At 51.6% G+C, this 26,933-nt stretch carries 26 protein-coding genes and 5 tRNA genes; 16 read left to right on the forward strand and 15 right to left on the reverse strand.

Annotated elements, in window-relative coordinates:
* Positions 1-127: 127 nt before the first annotated feature.
* From mltB to luxS, 15 genes are all read left to right on the forward strand, one after another.
* A complete protein-coding gene (mltB, locus tag E0D98_RS09280) occupies positions 128-1,213 on the forward strand; it encodes a lytic murein transglycosylase B (RefSeq protein ID WP_001295177.1) in 1,086 nt (361 codons plus the stop codon).
* Between the two features lie 144 nt (positions 1,214-1,357).
* Entirely contained in the window at positions 1,358-1,855 is a 498-nt protein-coding gene (gene pncC, locus E0D98_RS09285; RefSeq protein WP_000132231.1) for a nicotinamide-nucleotide amidase, read from the forward strand.
* A gap of 79 nt (positions 1,856-1,934) precedes the next feature.
* Positions 1,935-2,996 (forward strand): recombinase RecA, encoded by a 1,062-nt coding sequence (recA, locus tag E0D98_RS09290; RefSeq protein ID WP_000963143.1) that lies wholly within the window; start codon positions 1,935-1,937, stop codon positions 2,994-2,996.
* Between the two features lie 242 nt (positions 2,997-3,238).
* Positions 3,239-3,739 carry a recombination regulator RecX gene (gene recX / locus E0D98_RS09295; protein WP_000140506.1) on the forward strand — a complete coding sequence of 167 codons (501 nt, stop codon included), beginning with the start codon at positions 3,239-3,241 and terminating at the stop codon, positions 3,737-3,739.
* Positions 3,740-3,866: 127 nt separating this feature from the next.
* Positions 3,867-6,497, forward strand: coding sequence for an alanine--tRNA ligase (gene alaS, locus E0D98_RS09300; RefSeq protein WP_050877129.1), 2,631 nt, complete (start codon positions 3,867-3,869; stop codon positions 6,495-6,497).
* A 234-nt stretch (positions 6,498-6,731) separates the two neighbouring features.
* Positions 6,732-6,917, forward strand: coding sequence for a carbon storage regulator CsrA (csrA, locus tag E0D98_RS09305; RefSeq protein WP_000906486.1), 186 nt, complete (start codon positions 6,732-6,734; stop codon positions 6,915-6,917).
* Positions 6,918-7,232: 315 nt separating this feature from the next.
* Positions 7,233-7,325: transfer RNA gene (locus tag E0D98_RS09310), tRNA-Ser, on the forward strand.
* A 3-nt stretch (positions 7,326-7,328) separates the two neighbouring features.
* Positions 7,329-7,405: transfer RNA gene (locus E0D98_RS09315), tRNA-Arg, on the forward strand.
* Positions 7,406-7,602: 197 nt separating this feature from the next.
* Positions 7,603-7,679 (forward strand) — tRNA-Arg (locus tag E0D98_RS09320).
* A gap of 63 nt (positions 7,680-7,742) precedes the next feature.
* Positions 7,743-7,819 (forward strand) — tRNA-Arg (locus tag E0D98_RS09325).
* 198 nt (positions 7,820-8,017) lie between these two features.
* A tRNA-Arg gene (locus E0D98_RS09330) sits at positions 8,018-8,094 on the forward strand.
* A gap of 280 nt (positions 8,095-8,374) precedes the next feature.
* Positions 8,375-8,941 (forward strand): fructose-1-phosphate/6-phosphogluconate phosphatase, encoded by a 567-nt coding sequence (yqaB, locus tag E0D98_RS09335; protein ID WP_000273309.1) that lies wholly within the window; start codon positions 8,375-8,377, stop codon positions 8,939-8,941.
* The gene (locus E0D98_RS09340) at positions 8,938-9,366 is read left to right on the forward strand and encodes a YqaA family protein (RefSeq protein WP_001287454.1); all 429 of its coding nucleotides are present in this window, start codon (positions 8,938-8,940) and stop codon (positions 9,364-9,366) included. Before yqaB ends, E0D98_RS09340 begins: the two co-directional genes overlap by 4 nt.
* 72 nt (positions 9,367-9,438) lie before the next feature.
* Positions 9,439-10,995 (forward strand): glutamate--cysteine ligase, encoded by a 1,557-nt coding sequence (gene gshA / locus E0D98_RS09345; protein ID WP_000611804.1) that lies wholly within the window; start codon positions 9,439-9,441, stop codon positions 10,993-10,995.
* Between the two features lie 149 nt (positions 10,996-11,144).
* Positions 11,145-11,660, forward strand: a complete 516-nt coding sequence (gene luxS, locus E0D98_RS09350) for an S-ribosylhomocysteine lyase (RefSeq protein WP_001130210.1) — start codon at positions 11,145-11,147, stop codon at positions 11,658-11,660.
* Positions 11,661-11,723: 63 nt separating this feature from the next.
* On the opposite strand, the gene emrB is transcribed toward luxS, so the two are convergent.
* The 14 genes from emrB to E0D98_RS09420 all read right to left on the reverse strand — a co-directional run bounded on the left by emrB (position 11,724) and on the right by E0D98_RS09420 (position 25,839).
* Positions 11,724-13,262: a multidrug efflux MFS transporter permease subunit EmrB gene (gene emrB, locus E0D98_RS09355; RefSeq protein WP_001295176.1), complete on the reverse strand. Its 1,539-nt coding sequence runs from the start codon at positions 13,260-13,262 to the stop codon at positions 11,724-11,726.
* Between the two features lie 16 nt (positions 13,263-13,278).
* Positions 13,279-14,451, reverse strand: coding sequence for a multidrug efflux MFS transporter periplasmic adaptor subunit EmrA (gene emrA, locus E0D98_RS09360; protein ID WP_001295175.1), 1,173 nt, complete (start codon positions 14,449-14,451; stop codon positions 13,279-13,281).
* Positions 14,452-14,577: 126 nt separating this feature from the next.
* The gene (emrR, locus tag E0D98_RS09365) at positions 14,578-15,108 is read right to left on the reverse strand and encodes a multidrug efflux transporter EmrAB transcriptional repressor EmrR (RefSeq protein ID WP_000378442.1); all 531 of its coding nucleotides are present in this window, start codon (positions 15,106-15,108) and stop codon (positions 14,578-14,580) included.
* Between the two features lie 90 nt (positions 15,109-15,198).
* Positions 15,199-15,534, reverse strand: coding sequence for an L-valine transporter subunit YgaH (ygaH, locus tag E0D98_RS09370; RefSeq protein WP_000119763.1), 336 nt, complete (start codon positions 15,532-15,534; stop codon positions 15,199-15,201).
* Positions 15,524-16,261 carry an L-valine exporter subunit YgaZ gene (gene ygaZ, locus E0D98_RS09375; RefSeq protein WP_000445658.1) on the reverse strand — a complete coding sequence of 246 codons (738 nt, stop codon included), beginning with the start codon at positions 16,259-16,261 and terminating at the stop codon, positions 15,524-15,526. Before ygaZ ends, ygaH begins: the two co-directional genes overlap by 11 nt.
* Positions 16,262-16,384: 123 nt before the next feature.
* Positions 16,385-17,569 (reverse strand): MFS transporter, encoded by a 1,185-nt coding sequence (locus E0D98_RS09380; protein WP_050877128.1) that lies wholly within the window; start codon positions 17,567-17,569, stop codon positions 16,385-16,387.
* Positions 17,570-17,859: 290 nt separating this feature from the next.
* A complete protein-coding gene (proX, locus tag E0D98_RS09385) occupies positions 17,860-18,852 on the reverse strand; it encodes a glycine betaine/L-proline ABC transporter substrate-binding protein ProX (protein ID WP_001216527.1) in 993 nt (330 codons plus the stop codon).
* Between the two features lie 57 nt (positions 18,853-18,909).
* Positions 18,910-19,974: a glycine betaine/L-proline ABC transporter permease ProW gene (proW, locus tag E0D98_RS09390; protein WP_000774993.1), complete on the reverse strand. Its 1,065-nt coding sequence runs from the start codon at positions 19,972-19,974 to the stop codon at positions 18,910-18,912.
* Positions 19,967-21,169 (reverse strand): glycine betaine/L-proline ABC transporter ATP-binding protein ProV, encoded by a 1,203-nt coding sequence (gene proV, locus E0D98_RS09395; protein ID WP_000985494.1) that lies wholly within the window; start codon positions 21,167-21,169, stop codon positions 19,967-19,969. The genes proW and proV overlap by 8 nt, the downstream gene beginning before the upstream one ends.
* Positions 21,170-21,523: 354 nt before the next feature.
* Positions 21,524-22,483 carry a class 1b ribonucleoside-diphosphate reductase subunit beta gene (nrdF, locus tag E0D98_RS09400; protein ID WP_000777938.1) on the reverse strand — a complete coding sequence of 320 codons (960 nt, stop codon included), beginning with the start codon at positions 22,481-22,483 and terminating at the stop codon, positions 21,524-21,526.
* A 9-nt stretch (positions 22,484-22,492) separates the two neighbouring features.
* Complete coding sequence (gene nrdE, locus E0D98_RS09405; protein ID WP_000246525.1) at positions 22,493-24,637, reverse strand: class 1b ribonucleoside-diphosphate reductase subunit alpha; 2,145 nt, start codon at positions 24,635-24,637, stop codon at positions 22,493-22,495.
* Positions 24,610-25,020, reverse strand: coding sequence for a class Ib ribonucleoside-diphosphate reductase assembly flavoprotein NrdI (nrdI, locus tag E0D98_RS09410; RefSeq protein ID WP_000080944.1), 411 nt, complete (start codon positions 25,018-25,020; stop codon positions 24,610-24,612). Before nrdI ends, nrdE begins: the two co-directional genes overlap by 28 nt.
* Positions 25,017-25,262 carry a glutaredoxin-like protein NrdH gene (gene nrdH, locus E0D98_RS09415; RefSeq protein WP_001223227.1) on the reverse strand — a complete coding sequence of 82 codons (246 nt, stop codon included), beginning with the start codon at positions 25,260-25,262 and terminating at the stop codon, positions 25,017-25,019. Before nrdH ends, nrdI begins: the two co-directional genes overlap by 4 nt.
* A gap of 247 nt (positions 25,263-25,509) precedes the next feature.
* Positions 25,510-25,839, reverse strand: coding sequence for a DUF883 domain-containing protein (locus E0D98_RS09420; protein ID WP_001295174.1), 330 nt, complete (start codon positions 25,837-25,839; stop codon positions 25,510-25,512).
* A gap of 151 nt (positions 25,840-25,990) precedes the next feature.
* On the opposite strand from E0D98_RS09420, the gene E0D98_RS09425 reads away from it, so the two are divergent.
* Complete coding sequence (locus E0D98_RS09425) at positions 25,991-26,335, forward strand: DUF2002 family protein (protein WP_000281320.1); 345 nt, start codon at positions 25,991-25,993, stop codon at positions 26,333-26,335.
* A gap of 36 nt (positions 26,336-26,371) precedes the next feature.
* Here the strand turns inward: E0D98_RS09425 and alaE are convergent, their stop codons facing one another.
* Complete coding sequence (gene alaE, locus E0D98_RS09430; protein WP_000492656.1) at positions 26,372-26,821, reverse strand: L-alanine exporter AlaE; 450 nt, start codon at positions 26,819-26,821, stop codon at positions 26,372-26,374.
* Between the last annotated feature and the right edge of the window lie 112 nt (positions 26,822-26,933).

The raw sequence follows: 26,933 nt of genomic DNA on the forward strand, positions 1-26,933 counted from the left end.
AAAGGATAGCGAGGGGAATGAGTTGAGTTATGTAAAGTCCGTATCGGGCAGTGACTACCGCTTCCTTGTGCGGGGCGTGATGCTTTACCATACTTGCCCCTGGTTGAATCTGTTAAATGGACCCCTCATGTTCAAGCGTCGTTATGTAACATTGCTTCCCCTTTTTGTGTTGCTTGCCGCCTGTAGCAGCAAGCCAAAACCTACTGAGACTGATACGACCACCGGAACGCCGTCTGGCGGCTTCCTGCTTGAGCCGCAGCACAATGTGATGCAGATGGGCGGCGATTTCGCTAATAACCCGAATGCCCAGCAGTTCATCGACAAAATGGTGAACAAACACGGTTTCGATCGTCAGCAGTTGCAGGAAATTCTCTCCCAGGCGAAACGTCTGGATTCGGTACTGCGGCTGATGGATAACCAGGCACCAACCACATCGGTGAAACCGCCATCAGGTCCGAACGGCGCATGGCTGCGTTATCGCAAAAAATTTATTACGCCGGACAACGTGCAGAACGGTGTGGTTTTCTGGAATCAGTATGAAGATGCGTTGAATCGCGCGTGGCAGGTGTATGGCGTACCGCCGGAAATTATCGTCGGGATTATCGGCGTTGAAACCCGCTGGGGGCGCGTGATGGGGAAAACTCGCATCCTCGATGCGCTGGCAACGCTGTCATTTAACTACCCACGCCGCGCGGAGTATTTCTCTGGCGAGCTGGAAACCTTCCTGTTGATGGCGCGCGACGAGCAGGACGATCCGCTCAATCTGAAAGGTTCCTTTGCCGGGGCGATGGGCTACGGACAGTTTATGCCGTCGTCTTACAAACAATATGCGGTAGATTTCAGCGGCGACGGGCATATCAACCTGTGGGATCCGGTTGATGCGATCGGTAGCGTGGCGAACTATTTCAAAGCGCACGGCTGGGTGAAAGGCGATCAGGTCGCGGTAATGGCAAACGGTCAGGCTCCAGGCTTGCCAAATGGCTTCAAAACTAAGTACAGCATTTCGCAGCTTGCCGCCGCAGGTTTAACGCCACAGCAGCCGCTGGGCAACCATCAACAAGCCAGCCTGCTGCGTCTGGATGTTGGCACCGGCTACCAGTACTGGTACGGTCTGCCGAACTTCTACACCATCACCCGTTACAACCACAGCACCCATTACGCAATGGCGGTCTGGCAGTTAGGACAAGCCGTGGCGCTGGCGCGAGTACAGTAGCTATTTACAAGAGGGGGGCGTGAGCTTCCCTCTGGCTAATCAGCTTTTTTCTGAATCCTCCTCGTAAAATTGCAACGCCAACACCATCTTCCTGACGAAAGTGCTATCTTGTCCGGCATAAATTTTTGACTGACAGAGGTTGTGATGACTGACAGTGAACTGATGCAGTTAAGTGAACAGGTTGGGCAGGCGCTGAAAGCCCGTGGCGCAACCGTAACAACTGCCGAGTCTTGTACCGGTGGTTGGGTAGCGAAAGTGATTACCGATATTGCCGGTAGCTCCGCCTGGTTTGAACGCGGATTTGTCACCTACAGTAACGAAGCCAAAGCGCAGATGATCGGCGTACGCGAAGAGACGCTGGCGCAGCATGGCGCGGTGAGTGAACCCGTCGTGGTGGAAATGGCGATAGGCGCACTGAAAGCGGCTCGTGCTGATTATGCCGTGTCTATTAGTGGTATCGCCGGGCCGGATGGCGGCAGTGAAGAGAAGCCTGTCGGCACCGTCTGGTTTGCTTTTGCCACTGCCCGCGGTGAAGGCATTACCCGGCGGGAATGCTTCAGCGGCGACCGTGATGCGGTGCGTCGTCAGGCTACTGCGTATGCATTGCAGACCTTGTGGCAACAATTTCTACAAAACACTTGATACTGTATGAGCATACAGTATAATTGCTTCAACAGAACATATTGACTATCCGGTATTACCCGGCATGACAGGAGTAAAAATGGCTATCGACGAAAACAAACAGAAAGCGTTGGCGGCAGCACTGGGCCAGATTGAGAAACAATTTGGTAAAGGCTCCATCATGCGCCTGGGTGAAGACCGTTCCATGGATGTGGAAACCATCTCTACCGGTTCGCTTTCACTGGATATCGCGCTTGGGGCAGGTGGTCTGCCGATGGGCCGTATCGTCGAAATCTACGGACCGGAATCTTCCGGTAAAACCACGCTGACGCTGCAGGTGATCGCCGCAGCGCAGCGTGAAGGTAAAACCTGTGCGTTTATCGATGCTGAACACGCGCTGGACCCAATCTACGCACGTAAACTGGGCGTCGATATCGATAACCTGCTGTGCTCCCAGCCGGACACCGGCGAGCAGGCACTGGAAATCTGTGACGCCCTGGCGCGTTCTGGCGCAGTAGACGTTATCGTCGTTGACTCCGTGGCGGCACTGACGCCGAAAGCGGAAATCGAAGGCGAAATCGGCGACTCTCACATGGGCCTTGCGGCACGTATGATGAGCCAGGCGATGCGTAAGCTGGCGGGTAACCTGAAGCAGTCCAACACGCTGCTGATCTTCATCAACCAGATCCGTATGAAAATTGGTGTGATGTTCGGTAACCCGGAAACCACTACCGGTGGTAACGCGCTGAAATTCTACGCCTCTGTTCGTCTCGACATCCGTCGTATCGGCGCGGTGAAAGAGGGCGAAAACGTGGTGGGTAGCGAAACCCGCGTGAAAGTGGTGAAGAACAAAATCGCTGCGCCGTTTAAACAGGCTGAATTCCAGATCCTCTACGGCGAAGGTATCAACTTCTACGGCGAACTGGTTGACCTGGGCGTAAAAGAGAAGCTGATCGAGAAAGCAGGCGCGTGGTACAGCTACAAAGGTGAGAAGATCGGTCAGGGTAAAGCGAATGCAACTGCCTGGCTGAAAGATAACCCGGAAACCGCGAAAGAGATCGAGAAGAAAGTACGTGAGTTGCTGCTGAGCAACCCGAACTCAACGCCGGATTTCTCTGTAGATGACAGCGAAGGCGTAGCAGAAACTAACGAAGATTTTTAATCGTTCGTTATTGATGATAATAGATAATGTGTGCACGGACGGTCCCCTCGCCCCTTTGGGGAGAGGGTTAGGGTGAGGGGAACAGGCCAGCACTGGCGTGAAAAATTACTCTCACCTCGATCCTCTAACGAATTGGGCCTGCGGGAACATTCTGCACACTCATTGACTATTAAATCTGTTTATCAGCAAAACCTGGGTCGCATCTGCGGCCCTTTTGCTTTTTTAAGTTGTAAGGATATGCCATGACAGAATCAACGTCCCGTCGCCCGGCATATGCTCGCCTGTTGGATCGTGCGGTACGCATTCTGGCGGTGCGCGATCACAGTGAGCAAGAACTGCGACGTAAACTCGCGGCACCGATTATGGGCAAAAATGGCCCAGAAGAGATTGATGCTACGGCAGAAGATTACGAGCGCGTTATTGCCTGGTGCCATGAACATGGCTATCTCGATGACAGCCGATTTGTTGCGCGCTTTATCGCCAGCCGTAGCCGCAAAGGTTATGGACCTGCACGTATTCGTCAGGAACTGAATCAGAAAGGTATTTCCCGCGAAGCGACAGAAAAAGCGATGCGTGAATGTGACATCGACTGGTGCGCACTGGCGCGCGATCAGGCGACGCGAAAATATGGTGAACCTTTGCCAACTGTCTTTTCAGAAAAAGTTAAGATCCAGCGTTTTCTGCTCTATCGTGGCTATCTGATGGAAGATATCCAGGATATTTGGCGAAATTTTGCCGACTGAACGCATACGGTATTTTACTTCCCAGTCAAGAAAACTTATCTTATTCCCACTTTTCAGTTACCAGCCCGGCGGTTAAGACACGCTGGAGCTGGTGGCGATATTTCGTTAGCTTGATTTCAGGATAATTATGAGCAAGAGCACCGCTGAGATCCGTCAGGCGTTTCTCGACTTTTTCCATAGTAAGGGACATCAGGTAGTTGCCAGCAGCTCCCTGGTACCCCATAACGACCCAACTTTGTTGTTTACCAACGCCGGGATGAACCAGTTCAAGGATGTGTTCCTTGGGCTCGACAAGCGTAATTATTCCCGCGCTACCACTTCCCAACGCTGCGTGCGTGCGGGTGGTAAACACAACGACCTGGAAAACGTCGGTTACACCGCGCGTCACCATACCTTCTTCGAAATGCTGGGCAACTTCAGCTTCGGCGACTATTTCAAACACGATGCCATTCAGTTTGCATGGGAACTGCTGACCAGCGAAAAATGGTTTGCCCTGCCGAAAGAGCGTCTGTGGGTTACCGTCTATGAAAGCGACGACGAAGCCTACGAAATCTGGGAAAAAGAAGTCGGGATCCCGCGCGAACGTATTATTCGCATCGGCGATAACAAAGGTGCGCCATACGCATCTGACAACTTCTGGCAGATGGGTGACACTGGTCCGTGCGGCCCGTGCACCGAAATCTTCTACGATCACGGCGACCACATTTGGGGTGGCCCTCCGGGAAGTCCGGAAGAAGACGGCGACCGCTACATTGAGATCTGGAACATCGTCTTCATGCAGTTCAACCGCCAGGCAGATGGCACGATGGAACCGCTGCCGAAGCCGTCTGTAGATACCGGTATGGGTCTGGAGCGTATTGCTGCGGTGCTGCAACACGTTAACTCTAACTATGACATCGACCTGTTCCGCACGTTGATCCAGGCGGTAGCGAAAGTCACTGGCGCGACCGATCTGAGCAATAAATCGCTGCGCGTAATCGCTGACCACATTCGTTCTTGTGCGTTCCTGATCGCGGATGGCGTAATGCCGTCCAATGAAAACCGTGGTTATGTACTGCGTCGTATCATTCGTCGCGCAGTGCGTCACGGCAATATGCTCGGCGCGAAAGAAACCTTCTTCTACAAACTGGTTGGTCCGCTGATCGACGTTATGGGCTCTGCGGGTGAAGACCTGAAACGCCAGCAGGCGCAGGTTGAGCAGGTGCTGAAGACTGAAGAAGAGCAGTTTGCCCGTACTCTGGAGCGCGGTCTGGCGTTGCTGGATGAAGAGCTGGCAAAACTTTCTGGTGATACGCTGGATGGTGAAACGGCTTTCCGTCTGTACGACACCTATGGCTTCCCGGTTGACCTGACGGCTGATGTTTGTCGTGAGCGCAACATCAAAGTTGACGAAGCTGGTTTTGAAGCAGCAATGGAAGAGCAGCGTCGTCGCGCGCGCGAAGCCAGCGGCTTTGGTGCCGATTACAACGCAATGATCCGTGTTGATAGTGCATCTGAATTTAAAGGCTATGACCATCTGGAACTGAACGGCAAAGTGACCGCGCTGTTTGTTGATGGTGAAGCGGTTGATGCCATCAATGCAGGCCAGGAAGCTGTGGTCGTGCTGGATCAAACACCATTCTATGCGGAATCCGGCGGTCAGGTTGGTGATAAAGGCGAACTGAAAGGCGCTAACTTCTCCTTCGCGGTGGAAGATACGCAGAAATACGGCCAGGCGATTGGTCACATCGGTAAACTTGCTGCGGGTTCTCTGAAAGTGGGCGACGCTGTGCAGGCTGATGTTGATGAGGCTCGTCGCGCCCGTATTCGTCTGAATCACTCCGCAACGCACCTGATGCACGCTGCGCTGCGCCAGGTTCTGGGGACTCATGTATCGCAGAAAGGTTCACTGGTTAACGACAAGGTGCTGCGCTTCGACTTCTCACACAACGAAGCGATGAAACCGGAAGAGATTCGTGCGGTCGAAGACCTGGTGAACGCACAGATTCGTCGCAATTTGCCGATCGAAACCAACATCATGGATCTCGAAGCGGCGAAAGCGAAAGGTGCGATGGCGCTGTTCGGCGAGAAGTATGATGAGCGTGTACGCGTGCTGAGCATGGGCGATTTCTCCACCGAGCTGTGTGGCGGTACTCACGCCAGCCGCACTGGTGATATTGGTCTGTTCCGCATCATCTCTGAATCGGGTACTGCTGCAGGCGTTCGTCGTATCGAAGCGGTAACCGGAGAAGGCGCTATCACCACCGTTCATGCAGACAGCGATCGCTTAAGCGAAGTCGCGCATCTGCTGAAAGGCGATAGCAATAATCTGGCGGATAAAGTGCGCTCAGTACTGGAACGTACGCGTCAGTTAGAAAAAGAACTACAACAGCTTAAAGAACAAGCTGCCGCACAGGAGAGCGCAAATCTTTCCAGTAAGGCAATTGATGTTAATGGTGTTAAGCTGTTGGTTAGCGAGCTTAGCGGTGTTGAGCCGAAAATGTTGCGTACCATGGTTGACGATTTAAAAAATCAGCTGGGGTCGACAATTATCGTGCTGGCAACGGTAGCCGAAGGTAAGGTTTCTCTGATTGCAGGCGTATCTAAGGACGTCACAGATCGTGTGAAAGCAGGGGAACTGATTGGTATGGTCGCTCAGCAGGTGGGCGGCAAGGGTGGTGGACGTCCTGACATGGCGCAAGCCGGTGGTACGGATGCTGCGGCCTTACCTGCAGCGTTAGCCAGTGTGAAAGGCTGGGTCAGCGCGAAATTGCAATAATATAAGCGTCAGGCAATGCCGTGGACTCGCTTCACGGCATTCGCATTAACGCTATCGACAACGATAAAGTCAGGTTGAAGTTGTGTATATCGGCTAAACTTAGGTTTAACAGAATGTAATGCCATGACTGCTTACATGTAATGTGTTTGTCATTGCTTACTTTTTGGCGTTATATGATGGATAATGCCGGGATACAGAGAGACCCGACTCTTTTAATCTTTCAAGGAGCAAAGAATGCTGATTCTGACTCGTCGAGTTGGTGAGACCCTCATGATTGGGGATGAGGTCACCGTGACAGTTTTAGGGGTAAAGGGCAACCAGGTACGTATTGGCGTAAATGCCCCGAAGGAAGTTTCTGTTCACCGTGAAGAGATCTACCAGCGTATCCAGGCTGAAAAATCCCAGCAGTCCAGTTACTAATCTTTCCGCGTCTCATCTTTATCGGTGAGACGCACCCTCAAAATTTCTCCTTCACTCTATAGTCTTTTCGCTTTACTCCCGTTCATTCAACTTAAGTCTCCATTTTTTTGCATTACTACTATCTGTCAGACCTCCATTTTTCTGTTGATAAAACACTCTTTTTGACGTTTTTACAGACTAATTGAACGTGAAGTGTGCAAACGATAAAAGTGTAGGAAAAATTGTTTGACTTATAAGTCTCAGAAAGTAATATGTGCGCCACGCAGCGACGATGAGCGATAAACAAGTTCTTCGAAGCACTCGTAAGAGGCGTGTGGTGAGGTGGCCGAGAGGCTGAAGGCGCTCCCCTGCTAAGGGAGTATGCGGTCAAAAGCTGCATCCGGGGTTCGAATCCCCGCCTCACCGCCATTTGCATCCGTAGCTCAGCTGGATAGAGTACTCGGCTACGAACCGAGCGGTCGGAGGTTCGAATCCTCCCGGATGCACCATATTATACGTACTTTCAGCGATGAAGGTATGGAAGAGGTGGCGGTATAACCGCAGGCACCAGGGAGGATAACGTTGCTTTAGCAACGGCCCGAAGGGCGAGCCGCAAGGCGAGTAATCCTCCCGGATGCACCATCTCTTACTTGATACGGCTTTAGTAGCGGTATCAAAAAATCTGCAGTAAAGTAAGTTTCCCGATGCATCCGTAGCTCAGCTGGATAGAGTACTCGGCTACGAACCGAGCGGTCGGAGGTTCGAATCCTCCCGGATGCACCATCTCTTACTTGATATGGCTTTAGTAGCGGTATCAATATCAGCAGTAAAATAAATTTTCCCGATGCATCCGTAGCTCAGCTGGATAGAGTACTCGGCTACGAACCGAGCGGTCGGAGGTTCGAATCCTCCCGGATGCACCATATTCTCCGAAATCTTCAGCAATGAAGGTATCGAAGAGGTAGCGGAATTAACCGCAGGCACCAGGGATGATAACGTTGCTTTAGCAACGGCCCGAAGGGCGAGCCGCAAGGCGAGTAATCCTCCCGGATGCACCATCTCTTACTTGATATGGCTTTAGTAGCGATATCAATATCAGCAGTAAAATAAATTTTCCCGATGCATCCGTAGCTCAGCTGGATAGAGTACTCGGCTACGAACCGAGCGGTCGGAGGTTCGAATCCTCCCGGATGCACCATATTCTCCGTAACCTTCAGCAATGAAGGTATCGAAGAGATAGCGGTATTAACCGCAGGCACCAGGGAGGATAACGTTGCGTCAGCAACGGCCCGAAGGGCGAACGCCAGTGAGTAATCCTCCCGGATGCACCATCTTCTCCCAAAAATTTCCTTCAAAAATATCTCATTTCTAAATAACTACTTTATCCATTTCCTGAATTTTCTTCTCCTTCGCCATCAGCGACAAAATCAAGCAATTACGCTAAAGTAGCGTCATATTTTTCGACTTGCGAGAAGACCATGTACGAGCGTTATGCAGGTTTAATTTTTGATATGGATGGCACAATCCTGGATACGGAGCCTACGCACCGTAAAGCGTGGCGCGAAGTATTAGGGCACTACGGTCTTCAGTACGATGTTCAGGCAATGATTGCGCTTAATGGATCGCCCACCTGGCGTATTGCTCAGGCAATTATTGAGCTGAATCAGGCCGATCTCGACCCGCATGCGTTAGCGCGTGAAAAAACAGAAGCAGTAAGAAGTATGCTGCTGGATAGTGTCGAGCCGCTTCCTCTTGTTGAAGTGGTGAAAAGTTGGCATGGTCGTCGCCCAATGGCTGTAGGAACGGGGAGTGAAAGCGCCATCGCTGAGGCATTGCTGGCGCACCTGGGATTACGCCGTTATTTTGACGCCGTCGTCGCTGCTGATCACGTCAAACACCATAAACCCGCGCCAGACACATTTTTGTTGTGCGCGCAGCGTATGGGCGTGCAACCGACGCAGTGTGTGGTCTTTGAAGATGCCGATTTCGGTATTCAGGCGGCCCGTGCAGCAGGCATGGACGCCGTGGATGTTCGCTTGCTGTGAGTGAAGCGTTATCGCTTTTCTCGTTGTTTGCCAGTAGTTTTCTCAGCGCTACACTATTACCCGGCAACTCCGAAGTCGTGCTGGTGGCAATGTTGCTTTCCGGGATCAGTCATCCCTGGGTTTTAGTTTTAACAGCAACAATGGGTAATAGCCTTGGAGGGTTAACTAACGTTATCCTTGGGCGTTTCTTTCCATTGCGTAAAACATCGCGCTGGCAAGAGAAAGCTACTGGCTGGCTGAAACGCTATGGTGCAGTCACGCTATTATTAAGCTGGATGCCCGTGGTTGGCGATTTACTGTGTCTGTTAGCGGGATGGATGCGCATCTCCTGGGGGCCAGTAATCTTTTTTTTGTGCCTTGGTAAAGCGTTACGCTATGTTGCAGTTGCAGCAGCGACCGTTCAGGGCATGATGTGGTGGCACTAATTGTAGGCCTGCACATATGGTCACCATTACAGTTATGCTAATTAAAACGATTTTGACAGGCGGGAGGTCAATTTGATCCCGGACGTATCACAGGCGCTGGCCTGGCTGGAAAAACATCCTCAGGCGTTAAAGGGGATACAGCGTGGGCTGGAGCGCGAAACTTTGCGTGTTAATGCTGATGGCACACTGGCAACAACAGGTCATCCTGAAGCATTAGGTTCCGCACTGACGCACAAATGGATTACTACCGATTTTGCGGAAGCATTGCTGGAATTCATTACACCAGTGGATGGTGATATTGAACATATGCTGACCTTTATGCGCGATCTGCATCGTTATACGGCGCGCAATATGGGCGATGAGCGGATGTGGCCGTTAAGTATGCCATGCTACATCGCAGAAGGTCAGGACATCGAACTGGCACAGTACGGCACTTCTAACACCGGACGCTTTAAAACGCTGTATCGTGAAGGGCTGAAAAATCGCTACGGCGCGCTGATGCAAACCATTTCCGGCGTGCACTACAATTTCTCTTTGCCAATGGCATTCTGGCAAGCGAAGTGCGGTGATATCTCGGGCGCTGATGCCAAAGAGAAAATTTCTGCGGGCTATTTCCGCGTTATCCGCAATTACTATCGTTTCGGTTGGGTCATTCCTTATCTGTTTGGTGCATCTCCGGCGATTTGTTCTTCTTTCCTGCAAGGAAAACCAACGTCGCTGCCGTTTGAGAAAACCGAGTGCGGTATGTATTACCTGCCGTATGCGACCTCTCTTCGTTTGAGCGATCTCGGCTATACCAATAAATCGCAAAGCAATCTTGGTATTACCTTCAACGATCTTTACGAGTACGTAGCGGGCCTTAAACAGGCAATCAAAACGCCATCGGAAGAGTACGCGAAGATTGGTATTGAGAAAGACGGTAAGAGGCTGCAAATCAACAGCAACGTGTTGCAGATTGAAAACGAACTGTACGCGCCGATTCGTCCAAAACGCGTTACCCGCAGCGGCGAGTCGCCTTCTGATGCGCTGTTACGTGGCGGCATTGAATATATTGAAGTGCGTTCGCTGGACATCAACCCGTTCTCGCCGATTGGTGTAGATGAACAGCAGGTGCGATTCCTCGACCTGTTTATGGTCTGGTGTGCGCTGGCTGATGCACCGGAAATGAGCAGTAGCGAACTTGCCTGTACACGCGTTAACTGGAACCGGGTGATCCTCGAAGGTCGCAAACCGGGTCTGACGCTGGGTATCGGCTGCGAAACCGCACAGTTCCCGTTACCGCAGGTGGGTAAAGATCTGTTCCGCGATCTGAAACGCGTCGCGCAAACGCTGGATAGTATTAACGGCGGCGAAGCGTATCAGAAAGTGTGTGATGAACTGGTTGCCTGCTTCGATAATCCCGATCTGACTTTCTCTGCCCGTATCTTAAGGTCTATGATTGATACTGGTATTGGCGGAACAGGCAAAGCATTTGCAGAAGCCTACCGTAATCTGCTGCGTGAAGAGCCGCTGGAAATTCTGCGCGAAGAGGATTTTGTAGCCGAGCGCGAGGCGTCTGAACGCCGTCAGCAGGAAATGGAAGCCGCTGATACCGAACCGTTTGCGGTGTGGCTGGAAAAACACGCCTGACAGAAAAGAAAAAGGCCACTCGTGAGTGGCCAAAATTTCATCTCTGAATTCAGGGATGATGATAACAAATGCGCGTCTTTCATATACTCAGACTCGCCTGGGAAGAAAGAGTTCAGAAAATTTTTAAAAAAATTACCGGAGGTGGCTAAATGCCGTTGTTAGATAGCTTCACAGTCGATCATACCCGGATGGAAGCGCCTGCAGTTCGGGTGGCGAAAACAATGAACACCCCGCATGGCGACGCAATCACCGTGTTCGATCTGCGCTTCTGCGTGCCGAACAAAGAAGTGATGCCAGAAAGAGGGATCCATACCCTGGAGCACCTGTTTGCTGGTTTTATGCGTAACCATCTTAACGGTAATGGTGTAGAGATTATCGATATCTCGCCAATGGGCTGCCGCACCGGTTTTTATATGAGTCTGATTGGTACGCCAGATGAGCAGCGTGTTGCTGATGCCTGGAAAGCGGCAATGGAAGACGTGCTGAAAGTGCAGGATCAGAATCAGATCCCGGAACTGAACGTCTACCAGTGTGGCACTTACCAGATGCACTCGTTGCAGGAAGCGCAGGATATTGCGCGTAGCATTCTGGAACGTGACGTGCGCATCAACAGCAACGAAGAACTGGCGCTGCCGGAAGAGAAGTTGCAGGAACTGCACATTTAGTCAGTAAACTATCTTCACAATTAATTGAAAAAAGCCAGTTCAAATGAACTGGCTTAGTTGTACTTAGTGCGCACCGCCTCCGCCGCCACCTGCGCCAAATGGCGGTTTAGCAAACCACACCAGCCCCAGCAGGACGAGGAATATCCCGGCTGACATCCAGAAGATCTCATTGGCGGAAATAATCAGCCCCTGGTTGGTGATCTGCTGGGCAATCCAGCCGGAGGCCTGCTGTTGCGTCATCCCAAGCCCTTCCAGTTGACTGTACATCGCCTGGGCGTTTGGGTTAAACGGGTTTACCGACTCGGTTAACTGTGCGTGGTGCATCGACTCGCGGTTGGTCCACATGGTGGTGGTGATGGACGTGCCGATAGACCCCGCCAGCGTACGCGTAAAGTTGGAGAGGCTCGATGCCGCCGCCAGTCGTTCCGGTGGCAAACCAGACAGCGTAATGGTGGTCAGCGGCATAAAGAAGCAGGCCACCGCAAACCCCTGGATAAACTGCGGCCAGGCCGACGCGCCAAAATCCATACCTGGTTCAAAGGTATAGGCACGCCAGTAGAAGCAGACGGCATACATAATAAAGCTGAAGGTTACCAGCCGCCGCATATCCAGTTTATGCGCGAAGCGGCCGATAATCGGCGACAGGATCACCGGAATAATCCCTACCGGCGCAGAGGCCAGACCTGCCCACGTTGCCGTGTAACCGTAGACCTCCTGCAACAACTGCGGCAGCAGAACAATCGCGCCGAAGTAGAGCATATACGCGAGGCTGATACACAAGCAGCCGATGGTGAAGTTGCGCGACTTAAACAACGACAGATCGACTATCGGGTTATCGTCGGTCAGCTCCCAGACAATTAGGAAGCAGATAGCCACCACTGCCACCACGGTAAGAATGATAATTTCCTGTGATGAGAACCAGTCCAGCTCTTTACCGCGGTCGAGCATAATCTGCAGGCTGCCGATACCAATAACCAGCAGTGCCAGCCCCACGGCATCAATCCGCCGCCGTTCGGTGCGGGTTTCACGTCCGCGCAGAGTTTGCAGTGTCATCAACACCACCGCCACGCCAATCGGCACGTTGATGAAGAATATCCAGCCCCAGTGGTAATTATCGCTGATATAACCGCCGAGGATCGGGCCGCAAATTGGCGCGACAATCACCGTCATCGACCACAACGCCAGCGCGATCGAGCGTTTGGCTGGCGGGTAGTTATTCAGCAATAGACTTTGCGAAAGCGGGATCAACGGCCCGGCGACAATCCCCTGAATCACGCGGAAGAAGATCAGCATATTCAGGCTGCTGGAGACACCACACGCCCACGACGCAATAGCAAAGGCGATGGTGGACCAAAGGAACAGTTTCACTTCCCCGACGCGCTTTGCCAGCCAGCCGGTAAGCGGGATCGAGATGGCATTCGCCACCCCGAAAGAAGTGATTACCCACGTTCCCTGGCTGAGCGATGAGCCCAGATTCCCGGCGATAGTGGGGATCGCCACGTTAGCAATGGTGGAGTCCAGCACCTGCATGAATGTCGCCAGTGACAGCGCAATCGTCATAATGACCAGTTGCGCGCCTTCCAGCGGTTTTTGCTGTTGCATCACACGCACCTCTGGATTAGCCAGCGTTAGCTTTTACGATATCGTCGATCAGTTTATTGACAGGTGCCAGGCTGATTTCACGCGCGGTACTTACCGCGACCGGTGTTGAACGTACTTTATTTGCCAGTACCTGACCGTCACGGTTAGTGGTATTGACGCTCACCAGCGTGGACAAACCAATGCGCAGCGGGTATTGCTCCAGCTGTTTCTGGTCCAGTTCGATACGCACAGGTAGACGCTGAACGACTTTGATCCAGTTACCGGTCGCATTTTGCGCCGGAAGCAGTGAGAATGCGCTACCTGTGCCCATATCCAGACCAACCACTTTACCGGTGTATTTCACATCATCGCCGTAAATATCCGTGGTGATAGTGACCGGCTGACCGATACGCATATTGGCAATCTGCGTCTCTTTAAAGTTGGCATCCACCCACATATTGGTGGCTGGAACGACCGCCATCAGCGGCGTCGTTGGGCTAATTTGCGCCCCAGGCTGTACCGCGCGGCGGGAGACATAACCGGTCATCGGACTGACAATACGGGTACGCTCCAGCGCCAGCCAGGCGTTACGTACTTCGGTGGCAGCCTGTTGCACGGCAGGCTGATCTTCCAGTTTAGTCCCCAGAATCATCGCCTGATTGGCATTGTATTGTTGAATAGCGACGTCCAGTTGCGCCTGGGCACTGGTGACGGCGTCGCGGGCGTGTTGCAGCTCTTCGCGACCAATCAGGTTGGCATTGCCCAGCGGCACACGGCGGTTGTAGTCGCTTTGTGCTTTCGCGAGGGCGATTTTTTGCACCTCAATATTCGCCTGCAACTGTTTGCTGTTAATCATCAGCTGGTGGGTTTGGCGAACGCTGGAAGCCAGTGCAGTTTTGGCTTTTTCAAACGCCTGGCGAGCATCTGTCGGGTCGAGAGTGACCAGAACATCGCCTTCTTTTACAAAATCGGTGTTATCGGCCCAGACTTTCGTCACGCTGCCAGACACCTGAGACATAATTTGAATCTGATTCCCTGCCACGTATGCGTCATCGGTTTCTTCGAAATGACGCAGTACCAAAAACCAATAAATCCCTATCGCTACGGCAATAATTATAAAGAGCAAGGTGAGAAGGAGGAGCAGACGCTTACGTTTGCCGCTCTTCTTTACCGGTTGCTGCGGGGTTTGAGTCTCCGCATTTGCGCTCATATTGTTCTCCACGATCTTCTTAACTCATCGGCTGAGCCGACCTGCTTGCCAAAAAGGCCAGCATGTTGCGATGCTGGCCGGTCATTTTTTCTTTTATAAATCTGGATTTTTGAGCGAGATGACGCGTTAGCTCATCGCTTCGAGAACCACACCGTCTTGTTCCATCTGGTCGAGACGGGAGAGCAATTTGCGGGTGATTTGCTCGAGCTGATCTTTTTCTGTTGTGCTGAGCGCGGACCAGAGTTGATGCAGGCAGTTATGCTGCGGTGGTAAAACCTCGCGCAAAAACTCGTGACCTTTTTCCGTTAATTGCAGATGCAGGCAGCGGCGATCGTTATCGCTTTCACGACGTTCGATCCAACCGCGTTTTTCCAGTTCATCGGCAATACGCGTCGCGTTGGTACGGGATGATCCAAGAGCACAACTTAATTCAGAAGGCTGAATACTGTGGTTTTCCTGAGACTCCAGCGTAATCAACGCCATAAACAACGTCTCGTTAATCCCCTGAGCCTTCAGCATTTTATTGCGGTTCTCCAGCAGCTTGCTTTGCATGTGCATGCAAAGACGAGTCAGAAGGATCTCCTGATAAGGAAAATCTTCGTGGCGGCTGGCGCGAAATTTTAGCATTTGTTCAATGGGCGTAAACGAACTATCCATTTGGGTATGACCTCATTAATTTCAGCCGATATAGTAACGACAGTGACAAATAAAGTAAATGTATTGTTTTAGAAAAATGATTCTTGTGGGTTATATAATCGCCATCACTTTCCAGGCGAGCCCATAGGCCAGCGCACTAAGCAGTGTTGGGATGATAATGCTGCGTGTTTTATAGAAACTGGCACCCAGTACCGCGAAGCCGACCAGCGTGGGCACGAAACGGCGTGTATCGTGCATCACTTCTGGTGCGGTAGAGACAACCAGCAGAGCGCATATCGAGGCGATGCCAATGGTGTCGAGCAAAATACCTACCGCGCCACGTTTGGTTGGGCGGGCATTACCCACACGCAGGCGCAGCGGCAAATAGCGGAAGCAATAATTCGCCACGCCAACCAGTAACCCAAGCAGCAGAACCTCATAGCTCATCGGGCGCTCCTTGCCAGAATGCCTGGATTAACGCAGTGAGGCAGCCACAGACAATGCCTGCCAGAATGGCGACGGGAATAGAAAATAGCGTTACGCCTGCAAGGGCACCAACTAACGCTGCGGTAACGCAAAGAGATTGTTTGCGCTGGAAAGAGGCGAGCAGGAAACTCATAAAGAGTGCCGGAAGCATAAAACCTAATGCAGCTTCAACGGCGGGATAACCTTGCAGCAAGCCGCTGCCGGAGAATGCCCCTATTACCGTACCAAATACCCACGATGACCATGAACTGAAGGCAATGCCGATCATCCAGTTCTCGCTCCAGCGGCGATTATTGCGTACCAGTTTTGCGGTTGCGGCGGCAAAAACCTCATCCGTCAGGCCAAATGCCCACAGGGCGGTTTTCGATTTTTGCAGACGCTGAATAATACGGCTACGCAGTGACGGGCCATACAACACATGGCGAACATCCATTGCCATGACGGTCAGTGCAGCAACCCACAAACTACTCCCGGCTGCCAGCATCGCGGTAATGACGAACTGGCTCGCGCCTGCATAAATGATGCAGGAGAAAAAAACGCTTTCGAGAGGAGAGAATCCCAGACGGGTCGCATTCAGACCGAACGCAAAGGCCACCGGAATATAACTAATAACAATCGGTAAACTGTCTTTGCATCCTTCCATGAAGGTCGCCGAACCAGGAGCAGGCTGTGGAGTAGGGCTTTCCATAGAGTGTACGCTTAACGATTGTTAATATTATAAATAGACTGAATGAATATCTTAACCTTATCAGACTGATGGGCTTCTTAACACCCTTATAAGTGTAAAGCCACGAAAACGGTTGCTGATTGCTTAATTTGCGGCTTCCTGACGATGAAAACCTCGCCACCAGACCAGTAAGTTAACCAGGGCAATTGTCGCGCCAGCCAGACAAACGCCAGCCCAACCGCCATGTTGCCAGGCTGAGGCTGAAATTAGCGAACCGGCGGCACCGCCAATAAAGTAGCTGGTCATGTAACCTGCGGTCAGGCGATTACGCGCATCAGGGTGTATTCGATAAATTACCGTCTGGTTAGTGATATGCACGCCCTGTACGGTGAGATCCAGCACCAGGATGCCGATAATCAGCGCCAGTACGGAAGTGTGACCAAACCAGATCGCCAGCCATGAAAGTAATAGCAGCAGCAGACCGAAAGTTGTGGTGTGGTGCGATTTACCCTTATCGGCAAAACCGCCCGCCGGACGAGCGCCCAACGCTCCGGCAGCTCCCGCAAGTCCAAACAGACCAATGACACCATCGCTGTAGTTAAAAGGTGGAGCGGCAAGCAAAAAGGCCATTGAGGTCCAGAGAATGCTGAAGTTGGCAAAGGTCAGGCAGCCCAGCAATGCGCGGGTGCGCAGGATCTTATCGCTGATAAACATGCTGAAAACGGAACCTAACAACTGTGGGTAGTTGAGGTGGGTTTCTGATTTCATTTGTGGCATACCACGCCATAATGCCAGCGCCATCAGTGCCATTAACACCGAGGCAACCCAAAAGACGGTGCGCCAGCCGCCGAGATTCGCCAGCAATCCGGCAACGGTCCGTGCGAGTAAGATCCCCAACAGCAGACCGCTCATAATAGTGCCAACCACTTTGCCGCGTTTGTCCGGTGAAGCCAGCGTCGCTGCCAGCGGAACCAGAATTTGTGCCACGACTGAGAATAAACCGGTTAATGCCGTACCGAGGATCATCATCGCCAGTGACTGACTGCTGGCAGTGATTAACATACCGCCCGCTGCCAGTAAGGTCATCGAGACAATCAGGCGGCGGCGTTCAAACATATCACCGAGGGGAACAAGAAACAGTAGACCTGCGGCATAGCCCAACTGCGCGGCGGTAACAATAAAGCCTGCCGAACTGGCGGAAAGGGAAAAGTTACGCGCGATGGTGTCGAGCAATGGCTGGGCGTAATAGTTACTGGCTACCGCCAGACCGGTGGCGATAGACATCAGCACGATCAGCGCCGGGCTAAGCTCATGATTAGGTTTAGTCATTATTTTTGTTCATCAGGTGATGATTAAGCTAGAAATCAATAATAGCGGATGTTGATGAATATGGGATGAAAGATAGATTGTTGAAATGTGCGATGTGGTTTGTAGGCATGATAAGACGCGCCAGCGTCGCATCAGGCATTGTGCACAGAACGGCGGATGCGGCGAAAACGCCTTATCCGCCATACGAATGAGTGTATTTTGTAGGCATGATAAGACGCGTCAGCGTCGCATCAGGCATTGTGTACAGAGCGGCGGATGAGGCAAAAACGCCTTATCCGCCTGAATAAAAATTACTTCTGCGCTGCCAGCGCCTCATTCACCCAGCCATCGAACTGCTGCTGGTGGGCTTTGATCCAGCCATCAACGTGGCCCTGAATATCGCCTTCTGAGGCTTTGCCGTCATGCATAATGGCGTTCTGGGCGTTAATATCGGCCACTGGCAACTGCATAATGGCAAACAGTTTGGCTGCCGCCGGATTTTTCTCGGTCCAGGCTTTGTTGGCAACGATATGCATGGTGCTGACCGGGAAGCCGTAATTCGCGCCATTCGGCAGTTTGGTATCGGCATTTTTATCGCCCGGCAGTGCGGAGAACGGCACCTGCAACCAGACCACATCTTTCCCTGGCTTCAGCTCATTACTCACCCAGTACGGCGTCCAGGTGTAATAAAACACCGGTTTGCCCTCTTTGTAGCGACTGATGGTGTCGGCCATCATCGCTGCGTAGTTCCCCTGATTATGCGTCACGGTGTTGGTCAGTTCATACGCGGCAAGCTGGTGGTTGATCGCACCTTCGCAGCCCCAGCCAGGGTTACAACCGGTTAAATCCGCTTTACCGTCGCCGTTGGTATCGAACAGTTTGGCGATCTTCGGATCTTTCAGTTGTGCGATGTTAGTGATTTTATACTGGTCGGCGGTTTTCTTATCGATCAGGTAACCCTGTGCCGCGCCGTTAACAAATACCCCTTCACGATAAAATTTCTTATCGCCACCGGCAGCTTCGTACATGTTGTCATGCAGTGGCGTCCAGTTCACGGCGGTGAAGGTTGCATCGCCGGAAGCAAGCGAGGTGTAGCCAACGTTGTAATCTACTTCGCTGGGTTTGTTGACGGTATAGCCTAATTTCTCCAGCGCACGGCTGACCAGCAGCGTCTGGAAGGTTTCTTCGGTGATGGTGCTTTGAACTGGATTTACAGTAATACCTTTGCCCGGCAGATCGGCAGCAAAAGTTTGTGTAGAGATAAGCGTGGCAAACGCTGTCGCAAAAAGTACGCTATGTCGCATTGTTATTCCTTTTTTTGGCAGGGTGATAATGCCCGGCGTCACCGGGCAAGTGCAGAGTTACTTAATGAATGGGCGGGTCAGCAGACCAACAGGGCCAGTGGTGTACCAGCGACGGTTGCCGCGACTGCGTGAGTCGCGCCCAACGGCCTGCGTCAGGCGATCGAGGATAATGGCGAGGATCACAATCCCGACGCCGCCAACGGTGGCAAGCCCCATATCCAGACGACCGATACCGCGAAGTACCATCTGACCCAGCCCGCCGACGGCAATCATCGAGGCAATGACCACCATAGAAAGGGCCAGCATCAGCGTCTGGTTAACGCCCGCCATAATGGTCGGCATCGCCAGCGGTAACTGAACTTTGAACAGCATCTGGCGCGGGCTGGCACCGAATGAGCGCGAGGCTTCAATCAGATCCGCCGGAACCTGGTTAATCCCCAGAATGGTCAGACGGATAATCGGCGGCAGAGCAAAGATGATCGTCACCACCACGCCCGGCACGTTACCGATACCAAATAGCATGACGATTGGCACCAGATAAACAAACGCTGGCGTGGTCTGCATGGCATCAAGCAGTGGACGAATAATTTTCGCCGCTCGCGGACTTCTCGCCAGCCAGATCCCCAGCGGCAAACCAATGACGATACAGAACAGCAGGGCGGTTAACACCAGCGCCAGGGTAACCATGGCCTGCGACCAGGCACCGATTGCGCCGATGGCAATCAGCGAAACCAGCGTCGCCATGCCCATTCCGACCCCGGAAATCTGCCAGGCGATGAGAGCGAAAACGATAATCGCCACCGGTGCGGGCATACCCAGCAGCAATTGCTGGAAACCGTTGAGAATGTAATCAACCGGAACGCGCACGCCCTGGAAGACGGGACGGAAATGGGTAACAACCCAGTCGATCCCTTCAGTGACCCAACTGTCGAGCGGGATCAGCGTTTTATGGAACGGATCGAGAATATTAAAATGCTCGACGTTTGGCGCAGGCGTACTGGTCAGCCAGTCAGCACCACCGCCGTCAGTCGGTGCAGTCGCCGGTGTACCCCAGGCGTCTGCGGATTGCACGGCACTGTCCGCCGCTGGCGTGGTATCCCACGGATTATTTTGATCAGCCATTATTTACCCCCTCACGATCTAAAGCGCGCAGCAGCATTCCTTTCGAAATGATGCCGACATACTGTTGGTCCTCGTCGACCACGGGCACCGCACAGGGTGCCTGTCCGACATGAGAGAGCAACTCGCTAAGAGGCGTTTGTGCATCGACTGCTAACGGCGCATCAATCAGCGCCGCATCAAGACCTTGCTGCTGCGTTAACGCGGTTTTAAGCGAATCGATGGAAACTGCGCCGACAAACTTATTACCGCGTTCGATAACGTAGCCATATTCGCGATCTTCATCCTGCAATAATTTCAGTGCCGAACGTGGGCCGAAGCCAGGGGTTTTACGAATTAAGCCATTCGGTGTCCGGCGGGCAATATCTTTCGCACTGAATACCTGACTAATATCAACGCCACGGAAGAAGGTACGGACATAATCATTCGCCGGATTATTGAGAATTTCATCCGGTGTGCCGACCTGTACCACTTCACCATTTTGCATAATGGCAATTCGGTCGCCAATACGCATAGCTTCATCGAGATCGTGGGAAATAAAGACAATGGTGCGCTGATGTTTCGCCTGTAATTTTACCAGCTCATCCTGCATCTCGGTGCGAATTAATGGATCGAGCGCCGAGAAGGCTTCGTCCATTAATAATATATCCGGATTAATCGCTAACGCGCGGGCTAATCCCACACGTTGACGCATCCCGCCAGAGAGTTCATCCGGGTAGCTGTGGGCATAATTTTCCAGCCCGACCTGACGCAGTGCATCAAGGGCTTTTTCCCGGCGTTCTTCGGCATTAATTCCGGCCAATTCCATACCGAACGCAGTATTGTCCAGCACGGTCATATGCGGCATTAAGGCAAAGGACTGGAAGACCATCGCAATCTTTTTTCTGCGCACCTCACGGAGTTCGGCATCGGATATTTTGGCAATATCCACACCATCAATCAGCACTTGCCCGCGGGTGGGTTCAATCAGGCGATTGAGAAGGCGTACCATTGTGGATTTACCCGAGCCGGATAATCCCATGATGACAAATATCTCGCCTTCTTCAATGGCCAGACTGGCGTCTTTTACGCCAAGCGATAGCCCAGTTTTTTCCAGAATTTGTTCTTTCGAAAGTCCTTGTTCGATATATTTGAACGCTCGCTGTGGATGCTCGCCAAATATTTTATAAAGATTTTTAATTTCTAATTTAATTGCCATGCAATAGAAAGATTCCTTTATTTGTTTATGTCGATATATTACCCAATGGAAATAGTCACTTTTCTCTACCCTAACATATTGAGAATCTGAGGCAACCCCTGAGGGCAAATGTGGCATGAATATTGATGCGAGCAAATCGCCGGAATTTCCCGTGATATAAGGGCTGAGAGCAAATCGAGAAAAGTTGATATTTTTTGTCATAGATAGCGAAAAAACGCCTGAATATTGTAGTTTCAGGCGAATAATGCAACAGAGTATCAGTGTAGATCACTACAGAATATTTGCGTGATAAAAAGCTATTTGGCGGGAATTATTTCCCTGCTGCGGGTAGTGATATTTTTGAAAATAACACCCTCAGAAATTCCAGTCTTCATCTTCTGTTTCAACCGCTTTCCCCATCACATAAGAGGAGCCTGAACCGGAAAAGAAATCGTGATTTTCATCGGCATTCGGCGAAAGCGCGGCGAGGATTGCCGGATTCACTTCCGCCATTTCTGCGGGAAATAACGGTTCGTAGCCCAGATTCATCAAAGCCTTATTGGCGTTGTAACAGAGAAACGCTTTCACATCGTCAGCCCACGGGGTTTCGGCGTACAGCTCATCGGTGTATTGCAACTCGTTGTCGTAGAGTTCCAGCAACAAATCGAAGGCGAAACTCTTCAACTCTTCACGTTGTCCCAGAGATATCTTTTCCATGTTTTTCTGATATTTATAGCCTATGTAGTAACCGTGGACTGCTTCATCGCGGATAATCAGACGGATCAGATCTGCGGTATTGGTCAGCTTTCCGCGGCTGGAAAAATACATCGGCAGCCAGAAACCGGAATAGAACAAAAAAGATTCAAGAAACACACTGGCGATTTTCTTTTTCAGCGGATCATCACCGCGATAATGTTGCTGAATAATCTGAGCTTTTCGCTGCAACGGTGCGTTTTCTTCACTCCAGGCGTAGGCGGCATCGACATCTTTGGTCTGACACAGCGTCGAGAAAATCGAACTGTAAGAGCGGGCATGAACCGCTTCCATAAAGCTGATATTCGATAATACCGCTTCTTCATGAGGCGTGAGTGCATCGGGCATCAGCGAAGGCGCGCCGATAACATTTTGCAGCGTGTCGAGCAGCGTCAGGCCAGTAAAAACGCGCATCGTCAGTTGTTGTTCTACGACACTTAATGTCTGCCAGGCAGGAATATCGTTCGACAGCGGCACCTTTTCTGGTAGCCAGAAATTGCTGGTCAGGCGATTCCACACCTCCAGATCTTTATCGTCAGATATCTTGTTCCAGTTGATGGCGCTGATACGTGAGAGTTTCATAGATATTCCTTAAAGTGCACAGGAGACGCAGCCTTCAATTTCAGTGCCTTCCAGCGCCATCTGACGCAGGCGAATGTAATAGAGCGTTTTGATACCTTTGCGCCAGGCGTAAATCTGCGCTTTGTTGATATCGCGAGTGGTGGCGGTATCGGGGAAAAACAGCGTCAGCGACAAACCCTGATCGACATGGCGAGTCGCTTCCGCGTAGGTGTCGATGATCTTTTCTGCGCCGATTTCGTAAGCATCCTGATACAGCGCCAGATTCTCGTTAGTCATAAACGGGGCAGGGTAGTAAACGCGTCCTGTTTTGCCCTCTTTGCGTATCTCTACTTTCGCCACAATCGGATGAATACTCGACGTAGCATGGTTGATATAAGAGATAGAACCGGTTGGCGGCACCGCCTGAAGATTCTGGTTATAAATGCCGTAGCGCATCACGTCGTCGCGCAGTTGCGCCCACATCTCACGGGTAGGTAACGTAATACCGCTACGGGCAAACAGTTCGCCAACTTTCGTCGTTTTCGGCTGCCAGTTCCCTTGCAGATATTGGCTGAAATATTCACTACTGGCATAGCGTGACTGTTTGAACCCGGCGAAGGTTTCACCGCGTTCGCGTGCCAGCAACATCGAGGTACGCAGTGCGTGCCAGGTGATGGTATAGAAATAGAGATTGGTGAAATCCAGTGCTTCCGGCGAACCATAAGCGATGCCTTCTCGCGCCAGATAACCGTGTAAATTCATCTGCCCCAGCCCGATGGCGTGTGAGGCGGCATTTCCGGCTTCGATGGACGGCACGCTGCGGATATGACTCATATCTGACACCGCCGTTAAACCGCGTACGGCAGTCTCTACCGTGCGGGCAAAGTTGGGGGAATCCATGGTGTGGGCAATATTCAACGAACCTAAATTGCAGGAAATATCATGGCCTGTACGGGCATAGTCGAGATTCTCGTCATACTCTGAGGCGCTGTTAACCTGCAAAATTTCTGAGCATAGATTACTCATATTTATGCGCCCGGCGATAGGGTTAGCACGGTTTACCGTGTCTTCATACATGATGTAGGGATAGCCGGACTCAAACTGGATTTCTGCCAGTCGCTGGAAGAAATCACGGGCGTTGAGGTATTTTTTGCGAATGCGTTCATCGGCAACCAGTTCGTCATAGTGTTGGCTGATGGCCACATCGGCAAACGGCTTGCCATAAACTCGCTCTACGTCATAAGGCGAAAACAGCGCCATCTGCGCATTCTCTTTTGCCAGATGGAAAGTGATATCCGGGATCACCACGCCCAGCGACAGTGTTTTAATGCGGATTTTCTCGTCGGCATTTTCCCGTTTCGTATCGAGAAAACGCAGAATATCGGGATGATGGGCATGTAAATAGACTGCACCAGCCCCCTGACGAGCGCCGAGCTGGTTGGCATAGGAAAATGCGTCTTCCAGCATTTTCATAACCGGAATCACGCCAGAAGATTGATTTTCAATACGTTTAATTGGCGCGCCCGCTTCCCGCAGATTCGACAGCAAAAATGCCACGCCGCCGCCGCGTTTCGACAGTTGCAGTGCGGAATTTACCGCCCGGCCAATCGACTCCATATTGTCTTCAATACGCAGCAAAAAACAGGAAACCAGTTCGCCGCGCTGCTGCTTACCACAGTTGAGGAATGTCGGTGTTGCAGGCTGAAAGCGTCCTGACAGCATCTCATCGGTCAGTTGCAACGCCAGTGTTTCATCGCCTTGTGCCAGCGTTAGCGCCACCATCGTGACTCGATCGGCAAAATCTTCCAGATAACGCTTACCGTCGAATGTCTTCAACGTATAGCTGGTGTAAAACTTCCATGCCCCGAGGAATGTCTGGAAACGAAAACCGCTGGTGTGTGCGTGGGCAAACAGCGTAATGACAAAGTCGCGAGAGTAGCGATTAAGAACGCTTTCATCATAGTAACCTTCGTTGACCAGCCAGTTCAGGCGCTGCTGCTGGCTACTGAAGGTCACACTGTTCGGACGCACATGCGTCGCAATAAAGGCGTCAACGGCCTGGCGGTCTTTATCGAACTGAATGCGACCTGCGCTATCGTAGAGGTTAAGCATCGCATTCAGCGCGTGGTAATCCATCGTTTCCTGCGTCAGGCATTCTGCGGTTGTCGTTGCCAAAATTCGGTTACTCCTTTACGAACGTTTTCGATATCGCTTTGCGTACCCATGAGTTCAAAACGGTACAGCCACGGCACGCCGCATTTCTGAGCAATCACATCTCCGGCACGGCCATACGCCTCACCAAAGTTGCGATTACCCGAAGCAATAACGCCGCGAAGCAACGCCCGGTTGTGCTCGTCGTTTAAAAAGCGAATTACCTGTCGTGGCACCGCGCCAGCCGTACCGCCGCCGCCGTAAGAGGGCACGATCAGGATGTAAGGCTCGTCTACCTGAATCCGTTCCCGCTCATTGAGCGGGATGCGCACCGCGGGCAGTCCTAAACGTTCGATAAAACGCTGCGTATTTTCGGAGCTACTGGAAAAGTAGACGAGCTGGCTCATGCACTGGCCGCGTGTGGCGCTGGATGCAGACGATTGATCATGTCCGGGCGGAAACCAGACCAGCTAAGATCGCCAGCAATCACTACCGGCAACTGACGAAAGCCCTGAGCACGCAGCGCTTCCGCTGCTTCAGGAACGCGATCGACATTAATCATTTCAAAATCAAAGCCCCGGTTTTCCATCGCCCGTTTGGTGGCGTGGCACTGAACGCAATCGTTACGAGTGTAAATAGTAATGCGCATGATTCGTATTTCCGTTTAAAATGAAGATACGGCGCGATGATACGCGTCGGGTTGTCTCTCTGTTGATACAGAGATACTAGATGTAGTTGAAAAAAGATTCAACCACACAATATATAGCAAATAGTGGTCGAAATTACCCTAGATATGAGCGTGACGGGGTAGGGGGATTTTTGTGATTCACCAGGCAAAAAGAAACCCCGAAGACAGGCTTCGGGGTCAAAGACGCGTATTTATTATCATTTTTGCACTACGATTTGCGCATGCTTAACAGTGCGCCGATAAAAATACCTACCGCAGCTGCTGTACCCACGCTACACCAGGGTCTTTCACGAACAAAAGAATCCGCGCAGCCAACGGCATCGCGTGCGGCTTGCTGGACGCGAGTACGACCATGCATTCGCGCCCTGGTTTCTTTCAGCAATGCCTGAGCTTTACTGCGTGCGGCTTCAGCTTCCCCTTTGGCGTCGCTGCCCCAGGACTTTAATACAGATTCGAGGCTGTCAGCTAATTGATTGACATCATTCTGGATATCCTGCACGCCATCATCAACGTCGTTGCGGTTCGGTCGGTTAAACATATGATCCCCCATTAGAATTCGATGTAATTTTCAGTGTAGACCATAATTTTCTTAACTGAGGTTCATCGCGGCTTTATGGACTTTTCTGAAAGCGTTGTGAATGCGCAATCAGGTAAGGTAGGCCCGCGGTTGATAATAACGAGGATCAAATATGTATTTACGACCAGACGAGGTGGCGCGCGTACTTGAAAAAGTCGGTTTTACTGTCGATGTGGTAACCCAGAAAGCGTATGGTTACCGCCGTGGGGAAAATTATGTCTATGTTAATCGCGAAGCGCGAATGGGACGTACCGCTCTGGTAATTCATCCAACATTAAAAGAACGCAGTTCAACACTGGCTGAACCCGCTTCCGATATTAAAACTTGCGATCATTACCAGCAATTTCCGCTCTATTTAGCAGGCGAGCGACACGAGCATTACGGTATCCCGCATGGCTTCAGTTCGCGTGTTGCGCTTGAACGTTATTTGAATGGTTTATTTGGCGAAGCCAGTTAAAGACGCGACTGGCGATGCCAGTCGCGAAAAGAAGAGTCAGGCTTTTACCTGCTGGTAACGGCTGACTTTAAACAGTCGGCGGCAATAATCGAGGAAGTAGCCATAAACCGCCCCCATCAACATCGAAACAACGATGTTTGAACTGACCGCCGCCATAATCTGATGCCAGTCTGCGCCCACCACTAACAAGATCGCCACATACACCGGTGACTGGAACGTCACATAAGCCAGGATATCAGCCAGATTTTTTATCCAGCCCGACGGGCTAACTTTGCGTGCCGCGCGCATAAACAGATCGCGGTACATACCGTATGGCCATGCAATTAAGATGTTCACCGGAATCGCTACCAATCTGGAATAAAAAGACTGTTCGAAGCTCATTCCGGAGAGGAAAACTTCAATACACATGTTCACGACAGAACAGTAAACAACCATCGCGAACGTATCTGCAACTGCATGACGCAAGCGTGACTGCGGTGAGAACATGCTAATGCTCCTTAATAAAAGCGTAATGGGATGTTAATGGAGATGAAAGCAGTGGATCTCATTGCCATCTGCATTTTCGCATAGCGTATATCGCTGGCTATGACTATTCAAT

Origin of the sequence: Escherichia sp. KCJ4928, from assembly GCF_004352695.1 — a bacterium.
Lineage (GTDB): Bacteria > Pseudomonadota > Gammaproteobacteria > Enterobacterales > Enterobacteriaceae > ECMA0423.